Here is a 22,742-nt window from a genome sequence, read left to right on the forward strand (position 1 = left end):
CGGCGTGGCGTTGCGCTTTCGAGACGAAAAATCATCCGGAAAAGAGGTTTGAAACGGTTCTGGCGCGTTCCCCCTGCATCACCCGTTACGGTGTGGCACAGCGCTGTCAGCGGTGGATCTGTGAGTGTGGAGGCAAGAGCGCCCGTGACCATCGCCGACGAGCACGCCCGGTCACTGGTCGTCGACCTGCCCGTCGAGAACGACCTGGACGTACCCGTTCTGCGCCGCCAGGTCGACGACGCGCTGCAAGGCCTCGGCGAGGACCACCGCTACGACGTGCTCCTCGTCGTGACAGAGCTGGTGAGCAACGTCCTGGACCACACCTCCGGTGGCGGCCGGCTTCGCGTCCTGCGCGGACGGAACCCCTGCCAGGTCCTGGTGGAGGTCGACGACACCTCCACCGCCCAGCCGCGTCACGGACGGTCGAGGCTGGGCCCTGACCGCGGCAGGGGAATGGTGGTGGTGGGCTCCGTGTCTGCCAACTGGGGGACGAGGTCACGGCCGGAGTCCGGCAAGACGGTCTTCGCGGTGATCCGGTGCGGTGACGGCGAGAAGTCACCGGCCCCGTGCGACCGCGTGAGCTGACCGCGCGTGGACTGACTGTCCGGCGGGGTCACGGCAGTTGCACACCGACCACGCAGGTGTCGTCGTCGGTGTCGGACTCGCCGTGGGCGAGCAGGTGGTCGAGCAGCTCGTCCAGGTTCCGCCACGGCGCCCGCGCCACCTCGCACAGGTGGTCCAGGCAGTCGTCGAGCGGAACGTCCCTGCGCTCCACCAGCCCGTCGGTGTACAGCAGCAGGGTGTCGCCGGACTCCAGCGCCACCTCACCCTCCTCATAGGACGCCTCGGCGACCGCGCCGAGCAGCAGACCGCGCAGCATCGGCAGCAGAAAGGCCTCGCCGTCCCTGACGAGCACCGGTGGCAGGTGACCGGCGCGGGCCCAGCGCAGGACGCGGGTGTGCGGGTCGTAGAGGCCGCAGAGCGCGGTCGCGATGATGTTGTCGGTGAGGTGGTGCGCCACGAGGTTGAGCCAGGTGAGCAGTTGCGCGGGGCCTGCGCCCGTGGCGGCGAGCCCGCGCAGTGCGTTGCGCAGCACCACCATGCCGGTCGCACCGGTGATGCCGTGACCGGTGATGTCGCCGACCGACACCAGGACCTGCTTCGTGGGCAGGACGACGGCGTCGTACCAGTCGCCGCCGACCAGCTCCTCCTGCGCGGCGGGCCGGTAGCGCACGGCGACGCGCAGCCCGAACGCCTCGATCGTGGGGTGGGTGGGCGGCATGATCACCTGCTGGAGCTGCAACGTGAGCCTGTTGCGCTCCAGGGCTTCCTGCTCGGTGATCGCGAGCTGGTCCTGCGTCGCCGACAGGGCCACCTCGGTCCAGTGCTGGGCGGAGACGTCCTGGTACGCGCCGCGGACGGCGAGCAGGTCACCCCCGGAGTCGAGCACGGGCTCGGCGATCACGCGCACGTGCCTGGTCACGCCGTCCGGGCGTTGCAACCGGAACGCCGCGGACGCCTGCCGGTGCTCGCGCAGGACGGTGTGCACGAACCCGTTGAGGGAGAGCACGTCGTCGGGGTGCGCGTGCGCCGCGATCTCGGACAGGGGCACGGCGCCGGAGCCGGGTTCGCGTCCGTACAGCGAGTACAGCTGGCTGTTCCAGATGATCCTGCCGCTGTGCCGCTCCTCCTCGAAACCGCCGACCCTGCCGAGCCGCTGGGCGTGCTGCAGGAGGTTCGCCAGGCGGGCCGTCTCGTCCTGCACCCTCCAGATGACCAGGACCAGCGCGCCGTGCCTGGTGATGCTCACGCTGGCGGTGACCGTGAGCGGCACCTCGTCGATGAGCGCGGCGAGGGCCATGCGCTCGGTCCGGAACGGCTCGCCGGTGGCGTGCACGTGCTCGATCTTGTCGAACAGGTCGCCCTCGGCGGAGGCCAGCGGGTAGGCCTCCAGCAACGACTTGCCCGCGATCGCCGCCCGCGGCCTGCCGGCGAGGTCGACGAACCCGTGGTTCACGTGGTGCACCCGGAAGTCGGTGATCGTGCCGTCCGGCGAGACCTCGGGTCCGAGCAGCAGCGCGGGGTCGAGCAGCCCGTCGGCGAGGTCGACCAGCTCGGACGGAGCCGGTGCGAGCGGCGGCGGGGCGCTGTCGAGCGTGGCGGCGCACAGCTCCGCCAGCGCCTCGACCTGCTTGTGCACGCTCAGCGGTTGAGGGGACAGCGGCGCGGGCCAGCAGATCTCCAGCACACCGGCGATCCGGCCACCGGTCCCGGCGGGGACGGCGACGCGGCCTGGCAGGCCGGAACCGACCGACGGCAGTCCCGACTCACCGAGGTCGGTGATCCACACCGCGTCCCGCTCGACCAGCGCGCGGCGGGCGGGAGTCGGCACCCCCGGCGGGACGTAGTGCCAGCGGTTCGCCTCGCCCGGTGCGAACCCGGCGTGCCCGGCGAGGGTGAGGGACCCGTCCCCGCCCGCCGACCAGATCGCCACCGCGGCCGCACCGAGGGGCGCGAGCGCGTGGCCGAAAAGGGACTGCGCGACGGCTTGCGTGTCGTCCGCGTGCAGCGCACCGCTCTCCGCCGTCCGCAACCGGACCGCGGTCGTGCCGCCGGGCTCGCCGGCCACCGCGGTGAGGCTGTCGCCGGACACCTCGTTGATGATCTCGACGGCGAGTTCGAGCGGCGTGGTGCCCGCCTGCTCGGCGAGCAGCGCGAGCTGGGCGGCCGCCTGGGCCGGGCCGCAGCGCAGCCGCTCGACGAGCACGCCCTTCGCGACCTCGACGACGGCTCTGCTGTCCGCTGCGGCCCGCTCGTCGTCGATCTCCCTGCGGAGCCGGTCGATCGTGCTGACGAGCCGCTCCACGGCGGGACGGTCGGTGGTCACCGGGACCGCATCCAGCGGCGCACGCACGCGATGAGGTCGTCGGCGTCGACGGGTTTGGTCACGTAGTCGTTGGCTCCCGAGGCGATGCTCTTGTCGCGGTCACCCGGCATCGCCTTCGCGGTCACCGCGATGATGGGCAGGCCGGCGTGGTCCGGCATGGCGCGGATCGCCGACGTGGCGGCGTAGCCGTCCATCTCGGGCATCATCACGTCCATCAGGATCAGGTCGATCTCCGGGTGGCCGAGCAGCGAGTCGATGCCCTCCCTGCCGTTCTCCGCGTGCAGCACGCGCACGCCGTGCAGCTCCAGGATGCTGCTGAGCGCGAACAGGTTGCGGGCGTCGTCGTCGACGATCAGCACCGTCCTGCCGTCCAGCTGGCCGTTGGTCTGGTGCGCAAGAGGCGGCCTCGGCTGCTCCGGGCGGACCAGGGGAAGCACGTCCTCGGGGTACTCGGCGCTGAGGTGCAACGCGATCCGCTCCCGCAGCTCGTCCAAACTGGACAGCAGCTCCAGCGGCCGCGTGGCGCTGCGCGCCTCCAGCTGCTGCTCGTACTCCACGGGAAGCCTGCGGTTGTTGTGCGCGAGCACCGGGATCATGCGCGTGGCGGCGTCACCGTCGAGCGCCTCCAAGAACCGCAGCGCCGCGCCGTCGGGCATGTCCAGCTCCAGCACCACGCAGTGGAAGGGCTCCGCCGCGAGCGCCGCGGCCGCCTCCTCCCTGCCGACCGCGGTGACCACCTCGACCGGGCCGCGCGGGTCGCCGCTCGCCGAGAGGTCGGTGACGGCGCTCTGCGCGACGAGCGAGAGCAGGCCCTGCGGCCGTTCCTCGATCACGAGCAACCTGCGCTGGTGGGCCGCCGTCCGCGGGTGCTCGGCAGGAGCGGCCGGCTCGGCCTGCGGGAGACTGTCCTGTGCGGACTCCGGGAAGTCCGTGCGCCGCACCGGCAGGTAGAGGGTGAAGGTGCTGCCCTTGCCGACCGCGCTCTCCGCGGTGATCGAGCCGCCGAGCAGGTAGGCGATCTCGCGGCTGATCGACAGGCCGAGCCCGGTGCCGCCGTACTTGCGGCTGGTCGTGCCGTCGGCCTGCTGGAACGCGCCGAAGATCGACTCGAGCTGGTGCTCGGCGATGCCGATGCCCGTGTCGCTGACCCGGAACATGATCGCCGGGCCGTGCTGGCGCACCTCGGGCGGCAGGACGTGGGGGTCGGCGAGCTCGATGCGCAGCTCGACCCCGCCCGTCTCGGTGAACTTCACGGCGTTGGAGAGCAGGTTGCGCAGCACCTGCTGCAGGCGCGAGTCGTCGGTGACGAGCTCCGGCGGCGTGCCCGGCGAGGTGGTGAGCTGGAAGCTCAGGCCCTTCTGCGAGGTGAGCGGCCGGAACGTCACCTCGACGTAGTCCAGCAGCTGCCGCAACGACACCCGCTCCGGCGTGATGTCCATCTTGCCGGCCTCGATCTTGGACAGGTCGAGGATGTCGTTGATCAGCCCCAGCAGGTCCGAGCCCGCGGAGTGGATGATGCCCGCGTACTCGACCTGCTTCGCCGTGAGGTTGCGGCTCGGGTTCTGGGCGAGCAGCTGGGCGAGGATCAGCAGGCTGTTGAGCGGGGTGCGCAGCTCGTGGCTCATGTTGGCCAGGAACTCCGACTTGTACTTCGACGCGAGGGAGAGCTCCCGCGCACGGGTCTCCAGCTCCTGCCGCGCCTGCTCGATCTCGAGGTTCTTCGCCTCGATGTCGCGGTTCTGCGTGGCCAGCAGCGCCGCCTTCTCCTCCAGCTCGGCGTTGGAGCGCTGCAACTCCTCCTGGCGCACCTGCAGCTCACCGGAGCGCGACTGCAGCTCGCCCGCGAGCCGCTGCGACTCGGCGAGCAGCTCGTCGGTGCGGGCGTTGGCGACGATGGTGTTGACGTTGACGCCGACGGTCTCCATCAGCTGTTCGAGGAAGTCGCGGTGGATGTCGGTGAAGTGGTGCACCGACGCCAGCTCGATCACGCCGAGCACCTGGTCCTCCACCACGATCGGCAGCACGACCAGGTTCACCGGCGCCGTGCGGCCGAGCCCGGAGCTGATGGCCACGTAGTCCGCGGGCATCTCGTCGACCGCGATCGTGCGGCGGCTGCGCGCGGCCTGGCCGACCAGCGACTGCCCGAACCGGAACCGGGTGGGCTGCGCGTCGCCGGAGTGCCCGTAGGAGCTGATCAGCCGCAGCTCCTGGCGGTCCTCCGCGTCGTCGGCCAGGTAGAACGCGCCGAACTGCGCCGACACGAGCGGCGTCAGCTCGTCCATGACCAGCTCGGCCACGACGCCGAGGTCGCGGCGGCCCTGCATGAGCCCGGAGATGCGGGCCAGGTTGGACTTCAGCCAGTCCTGGTCCTGGTTGGCCTTGGTCGAGTCGCGCAGCGACCCCACCATCGAGTTGATGTTGTCCTTGAGCTCGGCGACCTCACCGGAGGCCTCGACGGTGATCGACCGGGTCAGGTCGCCCTCGGCGACCGCGCTGGTGACCTCGGCGATCGCGCGCACCTGCCGGGTGAGGTTCCCGGCGAGCTCGTTGACGTTCTCGGTGAGCCGCTTCCACGTGCCGGACACGCCCTCGACCTCGGCCTGGCCGCCGAGCCTGCCCTCGCTGCCGACCTCGCGCGCCACGCGGGTGACCTCGGCGGCGAAGGAGCTGAGCTGGTCGACCATCGTGTTGATCGTGGTCTTGAGCTCCAGGATCTCGCCGCGCGCGTCGACGTCGATCTTCTTCGTCAGGTCGCCCTGCGCGACGGCGGTGGTGACCTGGGCGATGTTGCGCACCTGGTTGGTCAGGTTGTTCGCCATGAAGTTGACGTTGTCGGTGAGGTCCTTCCACGTGCCGGCGACGTTCGGCACGCGCGCCTGCCCGCCGAGCATGCCCTCGGTGCCGACCTCGCGCGCCACGCGGGTGACCTCGTCGGCGAACGCGGACAGCGTGTCGACCATCGTGTTGATGACGCCGGCCAGTGCCGCGACCTCGCCCTTGGCCTCGACGGTGATCTTCTGGCTGAGGTCGCCCCTGGCGACCGCCGTGGCGACCTGGGCGATCGAGCGCACCTGGTTCGTCAGGTTGGACGCCATGACGTTCACGTTGTCCGTCAGGTGCTTCCACGTGCCGGAGACGCCGCGCACGGTCGCCTGGCCGCCCAGGTTGCCCTCGGTGCCGACCTCGCGGGAGACGCGGGTGACCTCGTCGGCGAAGCCGGACAGCTGGTCGACCATCGTGTTGATGGTCTCCTTCAGCTCCAGGATCTCGCCGCGCGCGTCGACGCGGATCTTCTGGCTCAGGTCGCCCCGCGCGACCGCCGTCGTGACCTGGGCGATGGACCGCACCTGCGCGGTCAGGTTGTCCGCCATGACGTTGACGGACTCGGTGAGGTCCTTCCACGTGCCGGACACGCCCTTGACGTCCGCCTGACCGCCGAGGCGGCCGTCCGTGCCGACCTCGCGGGAGACGCGGGTGACCTCGTCGGCGAACGAGGAGAGCTGGTCGACCATCGTGTTGATCGTGTTCTTCAGCTCGAGGATCTCGCCGCGGGCGTTGACCGTGATCTTCTGGCTCAGGTCGCCCCGCGCGACCGCCGTGGCGACCTGGGCGATGGACCGCACCTGCGCGGTCAGGTTGCCCGCCATGAAGTTCACCGAGTCGGTGAGGTCGCGCCAGGTGCCGGACACGCCCTTCACGTCGGCCTGGCCGCCGAGCGCGCCCTCGGTGCCGACCTCGCGGGCGACGCGGGTGACCTCGTCGGCGAACGAGGAGAGCTGGTCGACCATCGTGTTGATGGTGTTCTTGAGCTCCAGGATCTCGCCGCGCGCCGTGACGGTGATCTTCTGGCTCAGGTCGCCCCGCGCGACCGCCGTGGTCACCTGCGCGATGTTGCGGACCTGGTCGGTCAGGTTGCCCGCCATGAAGTTCACGGAGTTCGTGAGGTCGAGCCACACGCCGCCGACACCGGGCACCTCGGCCTGGCCGCCGAGCCGGCCCTCGCTGCCGACCTCCCGCGCCACGCGGGTGACCTCGTCGGCGAACGAGCTGAGCTGGTCCACCATCGTGTTCACGGTGTCCTTCAGCTCGAGGATCTCGCCCCGCGCGTCCACGTCGATCTTCTGGCTGAGGTCGCCGCTGGCCACCGCCGTCGCGACCTGGGCGATGTCGCGGACCTGGCTCGTCAGGTTGCCCGCCATCGCGTTCACCGAGTCGGTGAGGTCCTTCCACGTGCCGGACACCCCCGGCACCTCGGCCTGGCCGCCCAGCCTGCCGTCCGTGCCGACCTCGCGGGCGACGCGGGTGACCTCGGAGGTGAACAGCGACAGCTGGTCCACCATGCCGTTGAAGACGGTCGCTATCTCACCGAGCAGGCCGTCGGAGTCGTCGGGCAGCTGGATGCCGAAGTCGCCGTCGCGCACCGCCGTCAGCCCGGCGAGCAACTGCCGCAGCTCCGGCAGGTCCACCGCTCTTCGCGCGCTGTCCTGGTCTTCGGCCCGGTCGGTCGGCATGGCCGTGCCACTCATGCGTACTTCCTCCACTGCCTGGCTGGTACCGGTGAAGGCAGACCTGTTCGTTCAAGCGCACCTCGGTGATCGGGACGACATTACTTGACCGGCGGGCAACTTCCGGTCAGTCTCGCGATGTCCCGGTTCCGTGCCATGTCACGGGGTTCAGCGCCCGCGCGAGGTTCAGGCGAGCACGTCGGCCGCGTAGAGGGCGTAGACGGCGGCCGTTCGGACCAGCTCCTGCTCGTCGACGCGCTCGTGGGGGCCGTGCGAGACGTCGAGGCGGCCGGCGCCGTAGGCGAAGGCGGGGACGCCGAGCTGGTCGTACCAGCGGTTCTCGAGGATCCCGCCGCACATCGCGAACCGGGCGGGCTCGCCGCGGACCTCCTCGACACAACGGGCCAGCGCCACCCCGGCCGGATGCTCAGCCGGAGTCCCGGCGGGCGGCTGGAACTGGGTGACCTCCACGGTGACCTTCGCGTCCACCTCGGCCGCGGCGTCGCGGATGAGGGCCCGCATCCGTTCCAGTTCGGCGTGGAGGTCCTCCTCGGGGTTGAACCGGCTGTCGACGGTGAACCAGGCGTCGGCGGGCACGACGTTGAAGTTCGACCCACCACCGCAGATCCCGCCGACGACGACCATCGAACCGGTCGGGTCGCCGGGATCCATCGGGTAGCCGGTGGGCTTCGCGGCCATCTCCTCGGCATAGGCCAGCAGCGGCCGCGCCACGTGGACCATGTGCGCGAACGTGTTGACGCCGAACGCGGCCTGACCGACGTGCGCCTCCCGCCCCTCGAAGCCGACCCTGAGGCTGATCGCCCCGCGTGCGGCGTTCCAGATGCTGGTGCCGCTGGGCTCACCGGTCACCACCGCCACCGCGGACGGGTCGATCAGGTGGTGGTCGCGCAGGTGCCCGGCGCCGACGACGCTGCCGGTCTCCTCGTCCGGGACGAGGTGGACCACGACGCGCCCGTTCGTCAGCAGGCCGAGCTCCTTCGCGGCCGCCGCCCCGTAGAGCATGCTGACGATGCCGCCCTTCATGTCGGCGGTCCCGCGGCCGATCAGCTCGCCGTTCTCGCGCCGCAGGCGGAACTGCTCCCGGTCCTGCGCCGGCACCACGTCGTAGTGGCCGTGGAAGTACAGCAGCTTCGCCCCGTCCCCGGTGCTGCCGCGCACGACGTACGGGTCCTCCAACCGGTGGGGGCCGGTGATGTCGATGAGCTCGGCCTCCAGGCCTAGCCGCCGCATCTCCTCCTCCAGCAGTCGTGCGCACCGGCCCAGGCCCGTCCCTGGCGGGTTCTCGGTGGGCTCGGCGACCAGACGGGAGAGGAGACCGACCATCTCTTCGGTTCGCGGCTCGAGCCACTGGGCGACTCGGTCGGATCGTGCGCTCATCGCTGTCTCCTAGTCCCAGACGCTTCACGAGAAACTTTAGGACATGTTTGGAGTCATATGGTTGCTGATTTCGCGCTACGATCACCGTTGTGGGCAATGATGAAACACTCGATGCCATCGATCGCGACATTTTGTTCCACTTGCGCCGGGACGGGCGGATGTCGAACGTCGAACTCGCGGCACGGGTGGGCCTGACGCCGCCGCCGTGCCTGCGCCGCCTCAAGAGGCTCGAGGAACGCGGGGTGATCACCGGCTATCGCGCGGTCGTCTCCCCGGCAGCTCTGGGGCGGGGAGTCGAGGTGATCGTCTCCGTCGAGGTCTCCGTGACCGACGTCGACAGCCTCCGGCACTTCGAGACCACCGTCGCCGCCCTCGACGAGGTCGTCGAAGTCCGCCGCGTGTTCGGCGTTCCGGACTACTTCCTGAGGGTCGCCGTGGCCGACGCGGACGCCTACTCCGTCTTCCAGATGACCAAGCTCGTGACCATTCCCGGTGTCAGCCGGGTGATCTCCTACCTCACCATGGAGGTAGTCAAGTCCGAGGGCTAGTTGTTGTCCATTGTGGACTCTCGGTGGAGCACGAGGTGCTCGTGGTGGAGGACGCCGTCGCGGATGTCCCCGGTCGCGGTGAAGCCGGTGTCGTCGACGTAGTCGAGGTGGTTCCCGGTCACCGTGTACGAGCCGGTGTAGGCGCTGCGCCGGTTGCCGCGCGCCTCGTCGTAGCGCCCGTCGGCGCGCAGCTCCTGCCGGATGTGACCGTCCGCCGTGACCCACATGCCGACGACGTCGGCCATGTCGTTGTTCGTCATGCCTTCGATGATCGGTGACGTTGGGCGGGTCGGGCAGGACGCGGTCCTCCTGGGTGCGGCGCACCCAGGAAGACCGCATCGTGTGGTCGGCCGTGGCGCTCGGCGATGAATTGGTGAACCAATTGCGTCATGGTTAAGTGCTGATTTACAAGTGTGCAAGCGTTTTGTATTCCTCTGAAGGCTTTTTCGCGATTTTATTAGGGGACGCGGACGAGCCTTCCCGGAGAAGAAGTCATCGAGGTCGTCGTCGCCCGCCGGACCGGCCTGGCCCGCTTCTGGCGTTCTTCCCACCACCCCTCCGCACGAACAAGGACGACGATGAGCACCCTCACCACGACCAGGACCACCGCGCCGGCACGGGCGAACCTGCTCCGCTGGCCCATCCCGTCCAGGCTGCGCAAGAGCATCCTGGTGACGCACGTCGTGTCGGCGGGCGCCTGGATCGGCATCGACATCGCCGCCACCGTCCTCGTGGCGATCGGGTGGACGCGGTCGGGCGACGACCGCACCGCCGTGTACCAGGCGCTCGCGGACTTCTCCGTGGTTCCGTTGCTGCTCTCGGCCCTCGCGGCGGGACTGGTCTGCCTCGTCACCGGTGTCCTGCTGGGGCTGGCGACCAAGTGGGGACTCGTCCGCTACCGGTGGGTCGCCGTGAAGCTGGTGCTCAACGTCGTCGCGTGCACCATGCTGCTGTTGTTCCTGGGGCCGATCAGCGAGCTCTCGTCGGGCGAACAACCGTTGCAGGACATGTGGTTCGTCGCGTTCCTCGCCACCAGTGCCTTGGCGCTGCTGGGGTTCGCGATGGTGCTCTCGGTGTTCAAGCCGTGGGGCCGGGTGCGCAAGCAGCCGCGTTGACGACGGGGCGAGGGGGCGACGGGGCGAGAGGAGAGCCTCACTCGTCCTCGTCCTCGTCGGGCAGTGGGGCCATGAGCCACATCCGGATCCGATACCTCTCGAAGCCGCCGGGTTGTGTCGCGGCAACGGCCTGGACGTGGCTGACGGTGTCCTCGTGCTCGAGGACGTGTCGGCGTGCGGCCAGCGCCTGTTCTCGACCTCGGTAGACGACGTCGAGGGCGTAAACGCCTTGCCCGCCTGGCAGGCTCGCGTCGAGCGCGCCGCCGGTGGGGGAGCTGAGCACCACCAGAGCGCTCGGGCACTCGAGCTCGAAAGCCCGAGGCCTCGACCAGCCGGGTTCATCGGCGTCCGCCGGTCGCGCGGACCACACCTCCAGATGCACCGACACCGGCAGGATGTCCTGAGCGCAACTGATGACCAGCTCGTAGCCGGTCGAGGCGACGACGACCGTGTCGGCCTGTGTGATCGCCTCGTCCAGACCTGCGCCCGCGTCGTTGTCCTCATCCCGCATGGTGATCAGCCGGTAGCTGGGCACGGTGATCAACTCGTGCTGATCGAGCAGTTCCGGCACGGTGCGCATCCTAGATGGCCGTGTCGTCGCAGCAGGAGGAACCATGGAACTGTCCGATGAGGACGACCGGAAAGCATCCGAGCTACTTCAGCCCGGTGCCCGCATCACCGTGGCCGGAGCCGGCCGGATGGGTCTGCCGATCAGCCGCAACCTCGCCGCCGCCGGCTTCGACGTGGTGGTGACCGACATCCGGCACGAAGTGGCCGATGCGGTGACCGCTGCCGGCGCTCGCTGGGAACCCACCGCGGGCGCGGCGGCGGCACGTGCGGATGTGCTGATCACGGTCCTCCCGGGCATCCCAGAGGTCCGGGCCTTGATGAGCGGCCCGGCATCCTTGCTGGAAGCGCTGCCCGGCGGGGCCACGTGGCTCGACCTGACCAGCAGCTCACCGCTGGTCATGCGGGCGATCCAGGAAGACGCCCGCTCCCGTGGCGTCGCGGTCCTGGAGGCACCGATGGGAGGTGGGCCCGACGCCGCGGCGACCGGCACGCTCCAGCTCTTCGCCGGCGGTGACGCGGCCACGTTCCGGCGGCTGCTCCCGCTGCTGGAGGTGATCGCGGACCGCGTTCGCCTGGTGGGCGGTTCCGGCCTCGGGTACACCGCCAAGTTGATGGTGAACCTGCTGTGGTTCGGGCAGGCGGTGGCGACGGCCGAGGCGGTGTTGCTCGGGCAGGCGGCCGGTCTGGATGCTGAGGCGTCGCGTGTGCTGCTGGCGGACAGTGCGGCCGGCAGCGAGTTCTTGCGGCACGACCTGAAGCGCGTCTTCGGCGGGGACTACCTGCCGTTGTTCGGGTTGGACCGGTGCGTCGAGGAGTTGGAGGCGGTCACCGAGTTGTTCCGCGACCGGGGCGTGCCGTCCGAGTTGTCCGAAGTGGTGACGCGTGTTCACGGGCAGGCCCTGGAGCGGTTCGGGCCGGTGGACGGTGAGCTGATGGCGGTCGCGCTTCTGGAGGAACGCGCGGGCTCGCTGCTGCGGCCGGTCACGGAGGCGTGAGAGGAGATGCGGGCAAGGTGAGGCGGAAGCAGGCGCCTTCGCCCACGGCTGTGTCGAGTTCCACGTCGCCGTCGTGGGCACGGGCCAGGGCTCGTGCGATCGCCAGGCCCAGTCCGGCGTTCGCGCCGCCCGCGCGGGTGCGCGAGTGGTCGGCGCGGTAGAACCGGTCGAAGACGCGTGCCGCTCGGTGGGCCGGCAGGCCTGGGCCCTGGTCCGCCACTTCCAGCACGGCGCGGCCGTTGGCCGTGCCGACGCCTATGCGGACCGCGGTGCCCGGCGGGGTGTAGGTGGCGGCGTTGCCGATGAGGTTGGTTGGTGACCACCTGGCGCAGGCTGTCCTCGTCGGCGTGGACGGGGGCGGGGCCGGGTGGTCCTGTGCCGGAGGGGCCGGTGAGGTCCACCGGGCGGGTCGGGTCCAGGGCGAGCAGGTCGTGCCGGGCGTCGCGTACTCGGAGGTCACGACCAGCGTCCCCAGCAGACCGATCACCAGCTGGGCCGCGAGGTACGCGGTCAGGCTGCGCTCGGTCGGGTCCCACGCCAGCTGCTCGGCGGGCGGCGCGCCCCAGTACGCCTCGCCGGCCCGTCCCGCCGCGAGGAACGTGATGCCCAGCCCCATCCCGAACAGGCAGGTGAGCGTGTACCAGGTGGAACGCAGGCTGCGCAGCTTGACCCACTCGGCGTGCAGGGAGTGGGCGAACGACACCTTCCGCGCGCTCATGCCGTCACCCCGTGGTACTCGACGCTGTCCTTGGTCAGGTCCATGAAGGCGTCCTCCAGCGAGGGCCGTTGCGGTGTGAGCTCGCTGAGCACGGTGCCGTGGTAGGCGGCGAGCTTGCCGATCTCCTCGCCGCCGAGGCCGGAGACGACCAGCGACGAGTCGGGCCCCTCCCGCACGGTGGCGCCGGTCGCGGTCAGCTGGAGCGCGAACGCGGCGGGGCCGGGCGTGCGGACGAGCACCGTGCCTTCTCCGCTGCCGCGCAGGAACTCGGCCACGCCCATGTCGGCGATGAGCTTGCCGCGGCCGATCACGACGAGGTGGTCGGCGGTCTGCGCCATCTCGCTCATGAGGTGGCTGGAGACCAGCACCGCCCTGCCCTCGCGGGCGAGGGACCGCATGAGGTCGCGGATCCAGCGGATGCCCTCGGGGTCGAGCCCGTTGACCGGCTCGTCGAAGATCAGCACACGCGGGTCGCCGAGCAGCGCCGCCGCGATGCCGAGCCGTTGCCGCATGCCGAGCGAGAACTCGCCCGCACGCCGGTGCGCCACGCCTTCCAGCCCCGTCCTGGCGAGCGCCTCGTCCACCCGCCGCCGGGGCAGGCCGTTGCCGACGGCGAGCGCCAGCAGGTGGTCACGCGCCTTCCGCCCGCCGTGCACGGCGCCGGCGTCGAGCAACGCCCCCACCTCGGTCAGCGGCACCGGCAGGCCGCGGTAGTGGCGCCGCCGACCGTCACCGCACCGCGGGTGGGCGCCGCCAGCCCGAGGATCACCTTCATGGTCGTGGACTTGCCCGCGCCGTTCGGCCCGAGGAACCCGGTCACCTGACCGGCCTCGACCGTGAAGGACAGGTCGTCCACCACGGTGTCGAGGCCGTACCGCTTGGTCAGCCCCCGCACGTCGATCATCGTCATGGGACCGACCCTGACGGCCCGGTCTGACCGGTTCCTGGGAACTCCTGTGAGATTCCGGAGAATCCCCGTTGCCGATCACCGCGGCGGCGGCGCACTCACAGAGAACATCCAGATTCCGGCTGACGGAGCACGTCGCAGGTGCTGAGCGTGGTCCGGTACCCGAACAGCAGCAGGCCGTGCAGCAGGAACAGCCACAGCCCGAGCGCCGCCACCCCTCCCGGTACCTGCAGACCGGCGTAGGGAATCGCCCAGTCCACGGGGATCGCGAGGAACACCACGAACCCGTGCAGGAACCCCGTGAGCATCGCGCCGACGCCGACACCGGCCGCGAGGACCACCTTGAGCGGCAGCTCGACCGGCCCGACGAAGGCGAACACCAGACCCACGGTCACGCAGATCGGGACCATGTCGAGGTGGAACGACAGCACGACCCCCAGCACCGTCGACCAGCCGCCCGCCTCGTACAGGCGGCCGACCGCCGACGCGAACGACAGCGGTAGCGCGACCAGCAGCGGCGCCAGGAGCAGCACGGGCAGGAACGTGATCCGTCCGGCCCACCCGGTCCACTTGGTCACCCGCTCGCCGGCCGCCTGCACGAGGCCGCGGCGGAGGCCCTCGCCGTAGAGCGTCGCGGGGAACAGCGCCGCGAGGAGCAACGGCCAGGAGGTGGTCGTCGCCGCCTCGGCGAGCCGAACCAGTGCGGAGGTGGGGTCGTGTGCGCTGGGCAGCGATCCGCCGACAGTGCGCGCGCCGTCGACCACGAGATCCGGACCGAACAGCAACGCCACTCCGCGCAAAGCGAGCAGCAACAGCGGCACCAGGCCCAAAGCGGAGAAGAACGTCAGCCCCGCCGCCCACAGCAGGAGGTCCCGGCCGCGCAGCGCGCTCGACACAGCCGCCGGCACGGCGCGGAGTACATGCATGATCGGGATGTACCCGAACCTGCGCGAGGTCACCCATCGGCCTACGGTGGTGCCATGACTGGTGACGAGGTGACCCCAGTCGCCGGGTGGTCCCGGCTGCACGGTGAGGACGTCTCCGCGAGCAGGCTCGTCGTCGGCTGGCTGCGGTTCGTGCACGCGCTGGCCCGCCCCTTCGACGGCGTCCACCCCGATCTCCTGTCGGCGGCCGGGGTGGTGGTCGCGGCAGGAGCGGTCGCCGCCGCGGGCCTGGGCGGACCGTGGGCGTTGCTCGCGCTGCTGCTGGTCGTGGCGACCGGTGTGTTCGACGGGCTGGACGGCGCGGTCGCCCTGCGCACCGGCCGGGTGCGGCCGCTGGGCGCCGTGGTGGACGCGGTCGCGGACCGGCTGACGGACGTGGCGCTGGTGCTGGTGTTGTTCGTGCTCGGCGCGGAGGCGTGGTGGTGCGTCGCCATCGGCCTCTCGGTGTTGATGCACGAGTACGCGCGGGCCAAGGCGCAGGCCGTCGGCATGGCCTCGGCCGGCGCGATCACGGTGGCGGAGCGTCCGACCAGGATCATCATCGTCGCGATCGCCTGTGCGGGAACGGGTCTGGCGCCCGCCGGCACGCCCGTCACCGGGTGGGGCTGGGCCGCGGTGTCCGCCCTGGTGTGGGCGGGGTGCGCCGTGGCGGGGTTCGGCCGGCTCGCGGCCGGCATCCGGCGGGAGCTGACCGGCAGGCCGTGGACGGGGCCGTTCGCGTCAGGCCGGTCCGACCAGGCGGGCGACGATCCGCGCTGACATCGCCACGAGCGGCAGGCCGCCGCCCGGATGGGCCGAACCGCCGACGAGGAACAGACCGGGCACGGGAGCGCGGTTGGCGGGCCGGAGCAAGGCCGCCCGCGGTCCGTTGGACGACGAGCCGTAGATCGACCCGCCCACCGATCCCGTGTCCCGCGCCCAGTCGGCCGGTGTGCGGATCTCCCGCCAGCGCACGCGGTCGCGGACGTCCAGTCCGCGGTCGGCCATCACCTGGAGAACCCGGTCGGCGTAGGACTCGGCGAGCCCCGGCGCGGTCCAGTCGACGTCGCCCTGCCGCGCCGCGTTGACCAGGACGAACCACGCCTCGTCGCCTTCGGGTGCGATCGAGGCGTCGTCCGGCGCGCAGACGTAGACCGCCGGGTCCGGCACCGGGCGCGGGTGATGTCCGAAGATGGAGTCGAACTCGTCGTCGTAGTCGGCGGGGAACAGCACGCGGTGGTGGGCAGGATCCGGGGTCTTCCCGCGCAGGGCGAGGAGGAGCACGAACCCGGACAGCGACGGCTGGGTCTTGCGCAACATCCGGTGTGGACGGTGCGAGCGCCGATCGGTGAGCAGGTCGCCGTAGAGGTGTTCGGCGTCCACATCGGACACCACGACGCCGGCGTTCCGCCGTTCGCCGTCCTGCAGGCGCACCCCTGTCACCCCGCCACCGCCGGACTCCACCGCCGCTACCTTCGCGCCGAAACGGAAACGCACACCGAGGTCGAGGCAGCGGCCGTGCAGGGCGTCGCCGAGCCGCCGCAGCCCACCGCGCACGTACCAGCCGCCGAACCTCTGCTCGATGAACGGGACCACCGTCATCAACGCGGGCGTGCGGCGGGGATCGGAGCCGCTGTAGGTGGCGTAGCGGTCGAGGAGCATGCGCAACCGCGGATCGCGCAGCCGTCGTTCGCCGACTCCGCGCAACGTGCGCCACGGCGCGATCGCCATCAGGTCCCGGACGCTCGCCGAGCGGCGCAGCAAATCTCGCACACCGTTCAACGGGTTCTGCAGCACCGGTTCGCCGACGAGGTCCCACAACCGTTCGGCATCGGTCAGCACCGCCCGCCACTGCAGTGCTGCCTCGAGCCCGAACGCGTCGGTCAGCGCGGCCTCGACGTGTTCCTCGGCGTGGGGCAAGTCGAGCTCGGAGCCGTCCGGGAAGCGGTAGCGGCAGGTCGGTTCCACCGGCACGATCTCCACGAGGTCGTCGAGCGGTGCCCCGGTGTCCGCGAACAGGTCGCGGTAGACGTGGGGGAGTGTCAGCAGCGATGGTCCGGTGTCGAAGGTGTACCCGTCGCGCTGCAGCGTGCCGAGCTTGCCGCCGTGGCCGGAGGCCTGTTCGTACACGGTGACCTCGTGCCCCGACCTCGCCAGCCGCGCGGCCGCGGCCAGTCCCCCCATGCCGGCGCCGACCACCGCTACCCGTGCCATGTCAGCTGCTCTCCCGCAACGATCGACCCTTCCACCGCAACCTCCCCGCCCGCCGGGCTCGCCACGACCGCGCGACGAGCGTCAGCAGGACCCCCACCGAGACGGGGTGGGCGAAGGCGTCGGGCCACACCCGTCCACCGGTGTGCCGTGCGGTCACGACCCGGGTGACCACCCCGGCCGCATATCCGACGGCACCGGCCCGGGACCCCCCGAGCGCGGCGATCGGGGGCAGGACGTAGAGCCAGGCGAGCACGGCCGACAACGCCGCCGCGCCCGCCGGACTGCCGGTGGCCGACCACAGCGACTTCTCGTAGCCGTCCCGGACCTCCGCCCAGTCCTCGTACATCCGGCAGGACGCCACCGTGCTGCCGTCGACGACCACGCCGCGGCCGCCACTGCGCTTGACCGCCCGCATCAGCGCGATGTCGTCGAGGACCGCGGTGGCGATGCCCGCGAAGCCTCCGCTGCGGTGGTAGGCGCCGGTGTCCACCACGAGGAACTGCCCGTTGGCCGCGGACAGCGACGGCCTGGGGGAGCGTTCGGCGAGCCGCAACGGCAGGAACACCAGCCACGACCACTGCAGCAACGGCTGGACGAGACGCGCTCCGGCGCCGTCGGCCAGCTGGCGGGGGAACGGTGACACCACATCGAGGCCGTTCTCGCGCACCATCGCGACGGCCGAGGCGACCGCGTGCGGCTCGAGCACGACGTCAGCGTCGACGAACACCAGCACACCGCCTTGCGCCAGGTCGGCCAGCTGGGCACAGGCGTGGGGCTTGCCGGGCACGCCGTCCGGCGGCGCGGTCCCCGTGACGACGCGGATCCGGTCGTCGTCGTCCGCCACCCGGCGCACCTCGTCGGCGGTGCCGTCCGTCGACCCGTCGTCGAGCACGACGATCTCCAGCTCGGGCACGCCGCGCTGGACTCGCAGCGACCTGATGGTCGGCCCGATCCGGTGAGCCTCGTCCCGCGCGGGCACCAGCACCGACACCTTCTCCTGGCACGGTGGCGGGTCGGCCCGCGGCACCCGCATCAGCCGCGCGTTCAGCAGGGCGTGCGCCGCGGCCACAACAGAACCGACGGCCGCACCGCGCACCGCCGCACCGAGAAATCCCCTCACCGGTGGGCCCGCCACAACTTCAGCGCGAACGGCAGCGCCACCACTCCCATGAGAACACCGGCGACCAGGGACACCGTGGGCCGGCCGAAGAACGCCGCGTGCGCCCACACCGACGAACCGTAGGTCCACAGGTACAGCACCGGAGCCGGCCCGGCCCGCAGGTCGAGCTCCCCGTCCACCCGCGGTTCGCCGACGTTCCGGTGCAGCACGGCCATCATCAGCACCGCGACCAGCAGCCAGCCGGCGTAGTTCGTCAGGGGGACACCGTCCACACCGGGCAGAGCCGGACTCGGATCGGTCCACGCCCAATGACCGGCGTCGACCATCTGCGGATCGAGGAACACGTCCCACGACGCCAACGCCCACGCGCCGGCCACGACCGACCAGGCCCTGTGGTTCCCGGCGAGCGACCGGCCCACCAGCAACGCGGGCCAGCACATCATCACCCATGCCATGGCCACGACCACCGGCACTCCGGCGACCTCCGGGCCGAGCGTCCCCGTGTAGCGGTAGTCGCCGAACGGAAAGCCCGTGTGCACGCCCACGGTCTCGGCCAGCAGCCCACCGCCCCCGGCGACGACCACCAGCAGAGCCGCCGCACGCGGCCCGAAGCGGGCCAGGGCGTCGCACACCGAAGCCACCGCGAACGCGATCACCGACGCCACCGTGGTGAAGAGCCTGGCCTCCGGGTCGGTCATGGAGTAGACGATCTGCGCCAGCACGACGAGCGCGCCGCAGAGCCAGGCCACGACCCGCACCGCGACGGCAGGTCCGCGGACCGCAACAGCCGAAGCGCCGACCCTCACGCCGACCTCCGACGGCGCGCGGCCGCACGCAGCAACGGGACGCGGCCTTCGACGGGAACGGTCCACAGGTCCGTCCCGCTGACGCCCCACTGCCCGAGCAGCTGGTTGGCGGCGGCGAAACCGGTCGTGGCGGCGCGTTCCATCAACGCCACCGGCAGGTCGATGCGCACCAGATCTCCCGCCAGCACGAGGAAGTCGTCCGGCGTGCTCACCCGCGGCCTGTCCTCGTAGCCGCCGGCGGGGAACAGCGGGCAGTCGGAGCGCCACTCGTGCCGCTCGTCGACGACGGTGGCGCCCTTCGTCTCGGGGTAGACCTCGGTCAGCTGGTCCCAGAGCCGCTGACGTGCCGTCTTCTCGTCCACATCGGACGGGATGGCGTAGCCGTGCAGCTCCACGACCGAGCCGCCCGTGCGTGCCGCCCAGGCCCGCGCCTCGTGTTCGTAGTTGTCGAGCACGCTGACGTTGTCGAGCAGGTCGTAGCCGCTCGTGCCGATGAACCCGGGCCGGTCGACGCGGCGGTCCAACCAGTACCGCGACACCAGGAACGGTGGTGCGGTCCGCAGTCCCGCCACCCGTGCCCGCCAGTCCTCGTCGCCCAGGTCCGGGGAGGAATGCACGATCCCGCGCAGCCCTTCGACGTCAGCGGCGAGCACCACGGCGTCGGCCTCGAGAACACCGTCCCCGGTGGTGACGGTGACACGCCGGGCCCCGCCCCGTTCCACCGACTCCACGTCCACGCCGGTGCGCACATCGGCGCCCAGCTCGGTCAGGCGCTGGCCGAGCGGATCCCACAGACCGTGCGGGAACGGGTCCGCCGCGACGTCGAACAGCAGTCCCTCGTTCGACCCGAGGAAGTAGATGTGGAACATCACGGCGAGCTCGGCGGCCGACATGTCCCGCGGGTGCGCGAAGAAGCTGCGGGAGAACACCTCGAACGCGAGCGCGTGCGCCGCCTCCGGGAACCGCACGCGGTGCAGGTACTCGGCGGCGTCGATGCCGTCGAGCTCGTCGTAAACCCCCGGGACGGACACGTCGAGCAGCTTCAGCGCCGCGTCGGGGTTCATCTCCGGCAGGTCACGCCAGCGGAACGTCGGGCTGCGCCGCAGGAACGCCAGTACGTTCCACGGCGCCGTCGTCGGCATCCCGGCGAAGGAGTCGCGGTCGCCCCGCGCGTGCCACAGCGGGTAGTCGGGCATCGGGGTCAGCGCACGGCCGTCGGGATCCACCCGCCTCAGCAACGCGCGCAGGTTGTAGTACTGCCGGAAGAACGCGTGGAACCCGCGGGTCATCGTGACATCGCTGCCGTCCGCCAGCTGCGTGCGCCATCCGCCGACCCGCCCGCCGAGATAGGCCTCGCGTTCGTACAGCACCACGCGCGCACCGCGTTCCGCGAGAAGGGTGGCCGCCGCGAGACCCGCGATACCGCCACCCACCACGGCGACGACCGGCACGTCGCCGGTGAACCGGGAACGACCAGCGGGCGCGGGAATCCGCACCGCTTTGCGATCCTTCATCGTGCCCCCACCTCCGGCCCGCGGCCGTCGAGCGTACGGATGTCCAGAGCGCGCTCCGCCCCGCGACGGCCACGGGGGCGGAGTCGCGATCGCAGCTGCGGAGTTTCGCTCGGAGGCGACGAAATCGGCACCGGAGGCATCCGGTCCCGATTCATCAGCCTTGCTCGACCGTATGGGCAGTCCGGCCGTCCTGCACGACGAGTGCTCAGGCCTCGCGGCTCTGGTCGACGGCGACCACGTCGAGCACCTCGTCGAACGACTCGTACGCACGCTCCGGGATGGAGTGCAGCGCGTGCACGGTGTCCTCGTCGGCGTTGTTGCGCGAGGCGTGGTCGACCAAGGCACCCTTGTCCGCGGGGTAGGTCACGTCAGTCAGCACCGTGCGCAGCCGATCGACGGTGGTCGTGTCGCTCATCGCTCTCCTCCAGCTCGGGTCCTGAGATCACCGGCTACCCGCGTTTCCCCGCGGCTAACGCGCGGGACCTGTGACTACGGCGATGGCCTGCTCCTGTGCGCGGTGGGCGTCCAGCAACCGCCGGCGCCTGGCTGCACCGCCCGGCATCCGGTGCAGGCTGAACGACCCCGGCTTGCGCGCCTCGTCGGCCAGCTGCCTGGGGATGCCCGCGCAGATGAACTCCTTGATCCTGGCCGCCGTGCGACCGGCGACGTGTGGCCGCATCGCGACGTCGGACCTGGTGGCGAGCTGGAAGATGCCCGCGTCCCTGCCGAGGCTGACGCACTGGGCGTAGAACCCCTGGCGGAGCTGCTCCGGCTGCTCGCCCGCCAGCCGGCTGAGCACGGTGTCGGCGGCGTGCGCGGCCAGCGGCAACGCGTTCAGGCAGCTCATCCGCAGCGGCAGCCCCGACGGCGCCGCCGCGTCCCCGGCCGCGACGACGCGGTCGTCGTCGACGCTCGTGAGCGTCTCGTCGGTCAGCAGACGACCTGCGGTGTCCGTGCTCAGGCCGCTGCGGGCGGCCAGGTCCGGAACGCCGAAACCCGCCGTCCAGATGGTGACCTCGCTCGGCAGGTCCCGGCCGTCGGCCAGCCGCACGGCGTCGCGGGTCACCGCCGTGACCACCGCGTCGGTGCCGTCTACGACCGTCACACCGAGCGCCGCCAGCTGCTTGGCGACCGCGCGCCGGCCGCGGGTGTGGAGGTACGGGCCGAGGACTCCGCCGCAGACCAGCGTGACCCGACGGCCCTGCTCCGCCAGTTCGGCGGCGGTCTCGATGCCCGTGGGCCCGGCGCCGACCACCGTCACCGGAGCCGTCGGCGGTGCCGCCTCCAGAATCGACCGCAGCCGCCGTGCCGCCTCCAGGGTGGAGATCGGGTGCGCGAACTCGGCCGCTCCCGGCACGCGCGGCTCGGCGTTGCCACTGCCCACGGCGTAGACGAGGTGGTCGTAGCCGAGCGGGGCGCCGGCGGCGAGCGTCAGACGGCGGCCGGTCGTGTCGATCAGGGTCGCGCTGTCCACCACGAGCCGGACGTTCTCCGCCAGCACGTCCCGGTAGGCGACGACCGCGTCGTCCGAACCGCCCACCAGCTGGTGCAGGCGCACCCGGTGGACGAAGTCCGGCCGGGGGTTGACCAACGTCACCATCAGGTCCTCGCGCAGCGTCAGGCGGTTCGCGGCCAGCACACCCGCGTACCCGCCTCCCACCACGACCACGTGCGTCTTGCCGGCCATGAATGCCTCCTCCGCGTCACCGTGTCCGGCATGAGGACACCGCTCGGTCCGCCGATGTGACATGACGTGTGCCAGGTCACTTCGACCGCGCGTTCCCGTCATGCGCTTTTCGTCCACAATGGATGGTCTGAACGAGGTGGATGTGGGCGGTACAGCCCGCTCCGGCTCGCATCGGCTACAGTGAGGGTCGTAGGGCCGTCGATCGGCTCGTCCACTCGCTTCGTCACCTTTGCGGTCCGCGCGCACCGGCCGCGGCTGCGCAGCGATCTGAGGAAGACGGAGTTCGCATGGCACGGACAGCGTCCATCAAGGGAGACCAGGCATCCCACGAGGACCCGGCGCCCGCCGCCACCTCCGAGGGCACCCACCTGCTGGCGGGTGCGCTCGAGCGCTACGTGGGCGCGGTCGCGGAGGCTCTCGGCGTGCCGCACGAGGGCGCCAGCTTCGAGGTCACCGACACCGCCACGGCCTACATCGCCCTCGGCGTTCGTGCGGCGGCTCATCCCGATCGTGACGTGATGCTCGTCTGGAGTTCGGCGCTGGGCTGGGCGGTGTCGATCGAAACCGATCCGGCCGAGCCGCTGATCGTCCTCGCCCGCCTTTCCGGGGACGTCGTGCAGGCGCCGGACGTGGTCGCGGCTTTCGTGACCGAGTCCATGACGCTCACCGGCGCCCGGCCGCTGCCGGCGGCGAACCCGCGGCTCCTGGGCTGGTCGGACCTCGCCGAGTGCATGGACCGCTACGCGCGCTGACACCGTGAAATCACACCAGAGTTTTCTGGTAAATGACGGATCGTGGATTTCCGGAATAAGAAATCCATTGTTCGGCCGATCAC

19 protein-coding genes and 1 pseudogene are annotated in these 22,742 nt (G+C 71.2%); 6 read left to right on the forward strand and 14 right to left on the reverse strand.

From position 1 onward, the window contains the following. Window positions 1-144 precede the first annotated feature (144 nt). Complete coding sequence (locus tag VM306_RS11795; RefSeq protein WP_325514088.1) at window positions 145-585, forward strand: ATP-binding protein; 441 nt, start codon at window positions 145-147, stop codon at window positions 583-585. Between the two features lie 28 nt (window positions 586-613). Here VM306_RS11795 and VM306_RS11800 read toward each other — a convergent pair whose 3' ends face one another. The 3 genes from VM306_RS11800 to VM306_RS11810 form a co-directional block, all read right to left on the reverse strand. Continuing rightward, window positions 614-2,887, reverse strand: coding sequence for a SpoIIE family protein phosphatase (locus VM306_RS11800; protein WP_325514090.1), 2,274 nt, complete (start codon window positions 2,885-2,887; stop codon window positions 614-616). Continuing rightward, window positions 2,884-7,398, reverse strand: a complete 4,515-nt coding sequence (locus VM306_RS11805) for a hybrid sensor histidine kinase/response regulator (protein ID WP_325514427.1) — start codon at window positions 7,396-7,398, stop codon at window positions 2,884-2,886. The genes VM306_RS11800 and VM306_RS11805 overlap by 4 nt, the downstream gene beginning before the upstream one ends. A gap of 180 nt (window positions 7,399-7,578) precedes the next feature. Continuing rightward, window positions 7,579-8,790 (reverse strand): M20 family metallopeptidase, encoded by a 1,212-nt coding sequence (locus VM306_RS11810; RefSeq protein WP_325514092.1) that lies wholly within the window; start codon window positions 8,788-8,790, stop codon window positions 7,579-7,581. 89 nt (window positions 8,791-8,879) lie between these two features. On the opposite strand from VM306_RS11810, the gene VM306_RS11815 reads away from it, so the two are divergent. Beyond that, window positions 8,880-9,338 carry an Lrp/AsnC family transcriptional regulator gene (locus tag VM306_RS11815; protein WP_325514094.1) on the forward strand — a complete coding sequence of 153 codons (459 nt, stop codon included), beginning with the start codon at window positions 8,880-8,882 and terminating at the stop codon, window positions 9,336-9,338. Here VM306_RS11815 and VM306_RS11820 read toward each other — a convergent pair. Further along, complete coding sequence (locus VM306_RS11820; RefSeq protein ID WP_325514096.1) at window positions 9,335-9,598, reverse strand: Atu4866 domain-containing protein; 264 nt, start codon at window positions 9,596-9,598, stop codon at window positions 9,335-9,337. The two genes, VM306_RS11815 and VM306_RS11820, sit on opposite strands and share 4 nt — an antisense overlap. Window positions 9,599-9,916: 318 nt before the next feature. Here VM306_RS11820 and VM306_RS11825 point away from each other — a divergent pair, with 318 nt between their 5' ends. After that, entirely contained in the window at window positions 9,917-10,453 is a 537-nt protein-coding gene (locus VM306_RS11825) for a hypothetical protein (RefSeq protein WP_325514098.1), read from the forward strand. Window positions 10,454-10,490: 37 nt separating this feature from the next. On the opposite strand, the gene VM306_RS11830 is transcribed toward VM306_RS11825, so the two are convergent. Next, a complete protein-coding gene (locus VM306_RS11830; protein WP_325514100.1) occupies window positions 10,491-11,024 on the reverse strand; it encodes a hypothetical protein in 534 nt (177 codons plus the stop codon). Window positions 11,025-11,067: 43 nt separating this feature from the next. Here VM306_RS11830 and VM306_RS11835 point away from each other — a divergent pair, with 43 nt between their 5' ends. Then, window positions 11,068-12,018: an NAD(P)-dependent oxidoreductase gene (locus tag VM306_RS11835; RefSeq protein WP_325514102.1), complete on the forward strand. Its 951-nt coding sequence runs from the start codon at window positions 11,068-11,070 to the stop codon at window positions 12,016-12,018. On the opposite strand, the gene VM306_RS11840 is transcribed toward VM306_RS11835, so the two are convergent. The 3 genes and pseudogenes from VM306_RS11840 to VM306_RS11850 form a co-directional block, all read right to left on the reverse strand. Then, window positions 12,005-12,736: a sensor histidine kinase gene (locus VM306_RS11840; protein ID WP_325514104.1), complete on the reverse strand. Its 732-nt coding sequence runs from the start codon at window positions 12,734-12,736 to the stop codon at window positions 12,005-12,007. The genes VM306_RS11835 and VM306_RS11840 overlap by 14 nt on opposite strands. Beyond that, window positions 12,733-13,640, reverse strand: a pseudogene (locus VM306_RS11845) (ATP-binding cassette domain-containing protein). The gene VM306_RS11840 and the pseudogene VM306_RS11845 overlap by 4 nt, the downstream one beginning before the upstream one ends. 101 nt (window positions 13,641-13,741) lie before the next feature. Further along, a complete protein-coding gene (locus VM306_RS11850) occupies window positions 13,742-14,602 on the reverse strand; it encodes a YhjD/YihY/BrkB family envelope integrity protein (RefSeq protein ID WP_325514106.1) in 861 nt (286 codons plus the stop codon). A gap of 21 nt (window positions 14,603-14,623) precedes the next feature. On the opposite strand from VM306_RS11850, the gene VM306_RS11855 reads away from it, so the two are divergent. Further along, window positions 14,624-15,346 (forward strand): CDP-alcohol phosphatidyltransferase family protein, encoded by a 723-nt coding sequence (locus tag VM306_RS11855; RefSeq protein ID WP_325514108.1) that lies wholly within the window; start codon window positions 14,624-14,626, stop codon window positions 15,344-15,346. On the opposite strand, the gene VM306_RS11860 is transcribed toward VM306_RS11855, so the two are convergent. The 6 genes from VM306_RS11860 to VM306_RS11885 all read right to left on the reverse strand — a co-directional run bounded on the left by VM306_RS11860 (window position 15,308) and on the right by VM306_RS11885 (window position 21,907). Further along, window positions 15,308-16,780 carry a phytoene desaturase family protein gene (locus VM306_RS11860; RefSeq protein WP_325514110.1) on the reverse strand — a complete coding sequence of 491 codons (1,473 nt, stop codon included), beginning with the start codon at window positions 16,778-16,780 and terminating at the stop codon, window positions 15,308-15,310. The genes VM306_RS11855 and VM306_RS11860 overlap by 39 nt on opposite strands. A 1-nt stretch (window position 16,781) precedes the next feature. After that, window positions 16,782-17,900, reverse strand: coding sequence for a glycosyltransferase family 2 protein (locus VM306_RS11865; RefSeq protein WP_325514112.1), 1,119 nt, complete (start codon window positions 17,898-17,900; stop codon window positions 16,782-16,784). Beyond that, window positions 17,897-18,706, reverse strand: coding sequence for a carotenoid biosynthesis protein (locus VM306_RS11870; RefSeq protein ID WP_325514115.1), 810 nt, complete (start codon window positions 18,704-18,706; stop codon window positions 17,897-17,899). Before VM306_RS11870 ends, VM306_RS11865 begins: the two co-directional genes overlap by 4 nt. Further along, on the reverse strand, window positions 18,703-20,220 hold the full coding sequence (locus VM306_RS11875; RefSeq protein ID WP_325514117.1) for an FAD-dependent oxidoreductase: 1,518 nt from the start codon (window positions 20,218-20,220) through the stop codon (window positions 18,703-18,705). Before VM306_RS11875 ends, VM306_RS11870 begins: the two co-directional genes overlap by 4 nt. A gap of 205 nt (window positions 20,221-20,425) precedes the next feature. Beyond that, window positions 20,426-20,635 carry a DUF2795 domain-containing protein gene (locus tag VM306_RS11880; protein WP_325514119.1) on the reverse strand — a complete coding sequence of 70 codons (210 nt, stop codon included), beginning with the start codon at window positions 20,633-20,635 and terminating at the stop codon, window positions 20,426-20,428. A 54-nt stretch (window positions 20,636-20,689) separates the two neighbouring features. Then, window positions 20,690-21,907 (reverse strand): NAD(P)/FAD-dependent oxidoreductase, encoded by a 1,218-nt coding sequence (locus VM306_RS11885; protein WP_325514121.1) that lies wholly within the window; start codon window positions 21,905-21,907, stop codon window positions 20,690-20,692. A 287-nt stretch (window positions 21,908-22,194) separates the two neighbouring features. Here VM306_RS11885 and VM306_RS11890 point away from each other — a divergent pair, with 287 nt between their 5' ends. Beyond that, on the forward strand, window positions 22,195-22,659 hold the full coding sequence (locus VM306_RS11890; protein WP_325514123.1) for a DUF6292 family protein: 465 nt from the start codon (window positions 22,195-22,197) through the stop codon (window positions 22,657-22,659). Window positions 22,660-22,742 lie beyond the last annotated feature (83 nt).

It is taken from the genome of Lentzea sp. (genome assembly GCF_035525475.1).
In the GTDB taxonomy this organism is placed as follows: domain Bacteria; phylum Actinomycetota; class Actinomycetes; order Mycobacteriales; family Pseudonocardiaceae; genus Lentzea.

Bases quoted from the DNA above. Each gene is read 5' to 3' on its own strand.
- VM306_RS11805 (WP_325514427.1), bottom strand. From the start codon at position 7,398: ATGCCGACCGACCGGGCCGAAGACCAGGACAGCGCGCGAAGAGCGGTG.
- VM306_RS11810 (WP_325514092.1), bottom strand. From the start codon at position 8,790: ATGAGCGCACGATCCGACCGAGTCGCCCAGTGGCTCGAGCCGCGAACC.
- VM306_RS11820 (WP_325514096.1), bottom strand. From the start codon at position 9,598: ATGACGAACAACGACATGGCCGACGTCGTCGGCATGTGGGTCACGGCG.
- VM306_RS11825 (WP_325514098.1), top strand. From the start codon at position 9,917: ATGAGCACCCTCACCACGACCAGGACCACCGCGCCGGCACGGGCGAAC.
- VM306_RS11835 (WP_325514102.1), top strand. From the start codon at position 11,068: ATGGAACTGTCCGATGAGGACGACCGGAAAGCATCCGAGCTACTTCAG.
- VM306_RS11840 (WP_325514104.1), bottom strand. From the start codon at position 12,736: ATGAGCGCGCGGAAGGTGTCGTTCGCCCACTCCCTGCACGCCGAGTGG.
- VM306_RS11855 (WP_325514108.1), top strand. From the start codon at position 14,624: ATGACTGGTGACGAGGTGACCCCAGTCGCCGGGTGGTCCCGGCTGCAC.
- VM306_RS11860 (WP_325514110.1), bottom strand. From the start codon at position 16,780: ATGGCACGGGTAGCGGTGGTCGGCGCCGGCATGGGGGGACTGGCCGCG.
- VM306_RS11875 (WP_325514117.1), bottom strand. From the start codon at position 20,220: ATGAAGGATCGCAAAGCGGTGCGGATTCCCGCGCCCGCTGGTCGTTCC.
- VM306_RS11880 (WP_325514119.1), bottom strand. From the start codon at position 20,635: ATGAGCGACACGACCACCGTCGATCGGCTGCGCACGGTGCTGACTGAC.
- VM306_RS11885 (WP_325514121.1), bottom strand. From the start codon at position 21,907: ATGGCCGGCAAGACGCACGTGGTCGTGGTGGGAGGCGGGTACGCGGGT.
- VM306_RS11890 (WP_325514123.1), top strand. From the start codon at position 22,195: ATGGCACGGACAGCGTCCATCAAGGGAGACCAGGCATCCCACGAGGAC.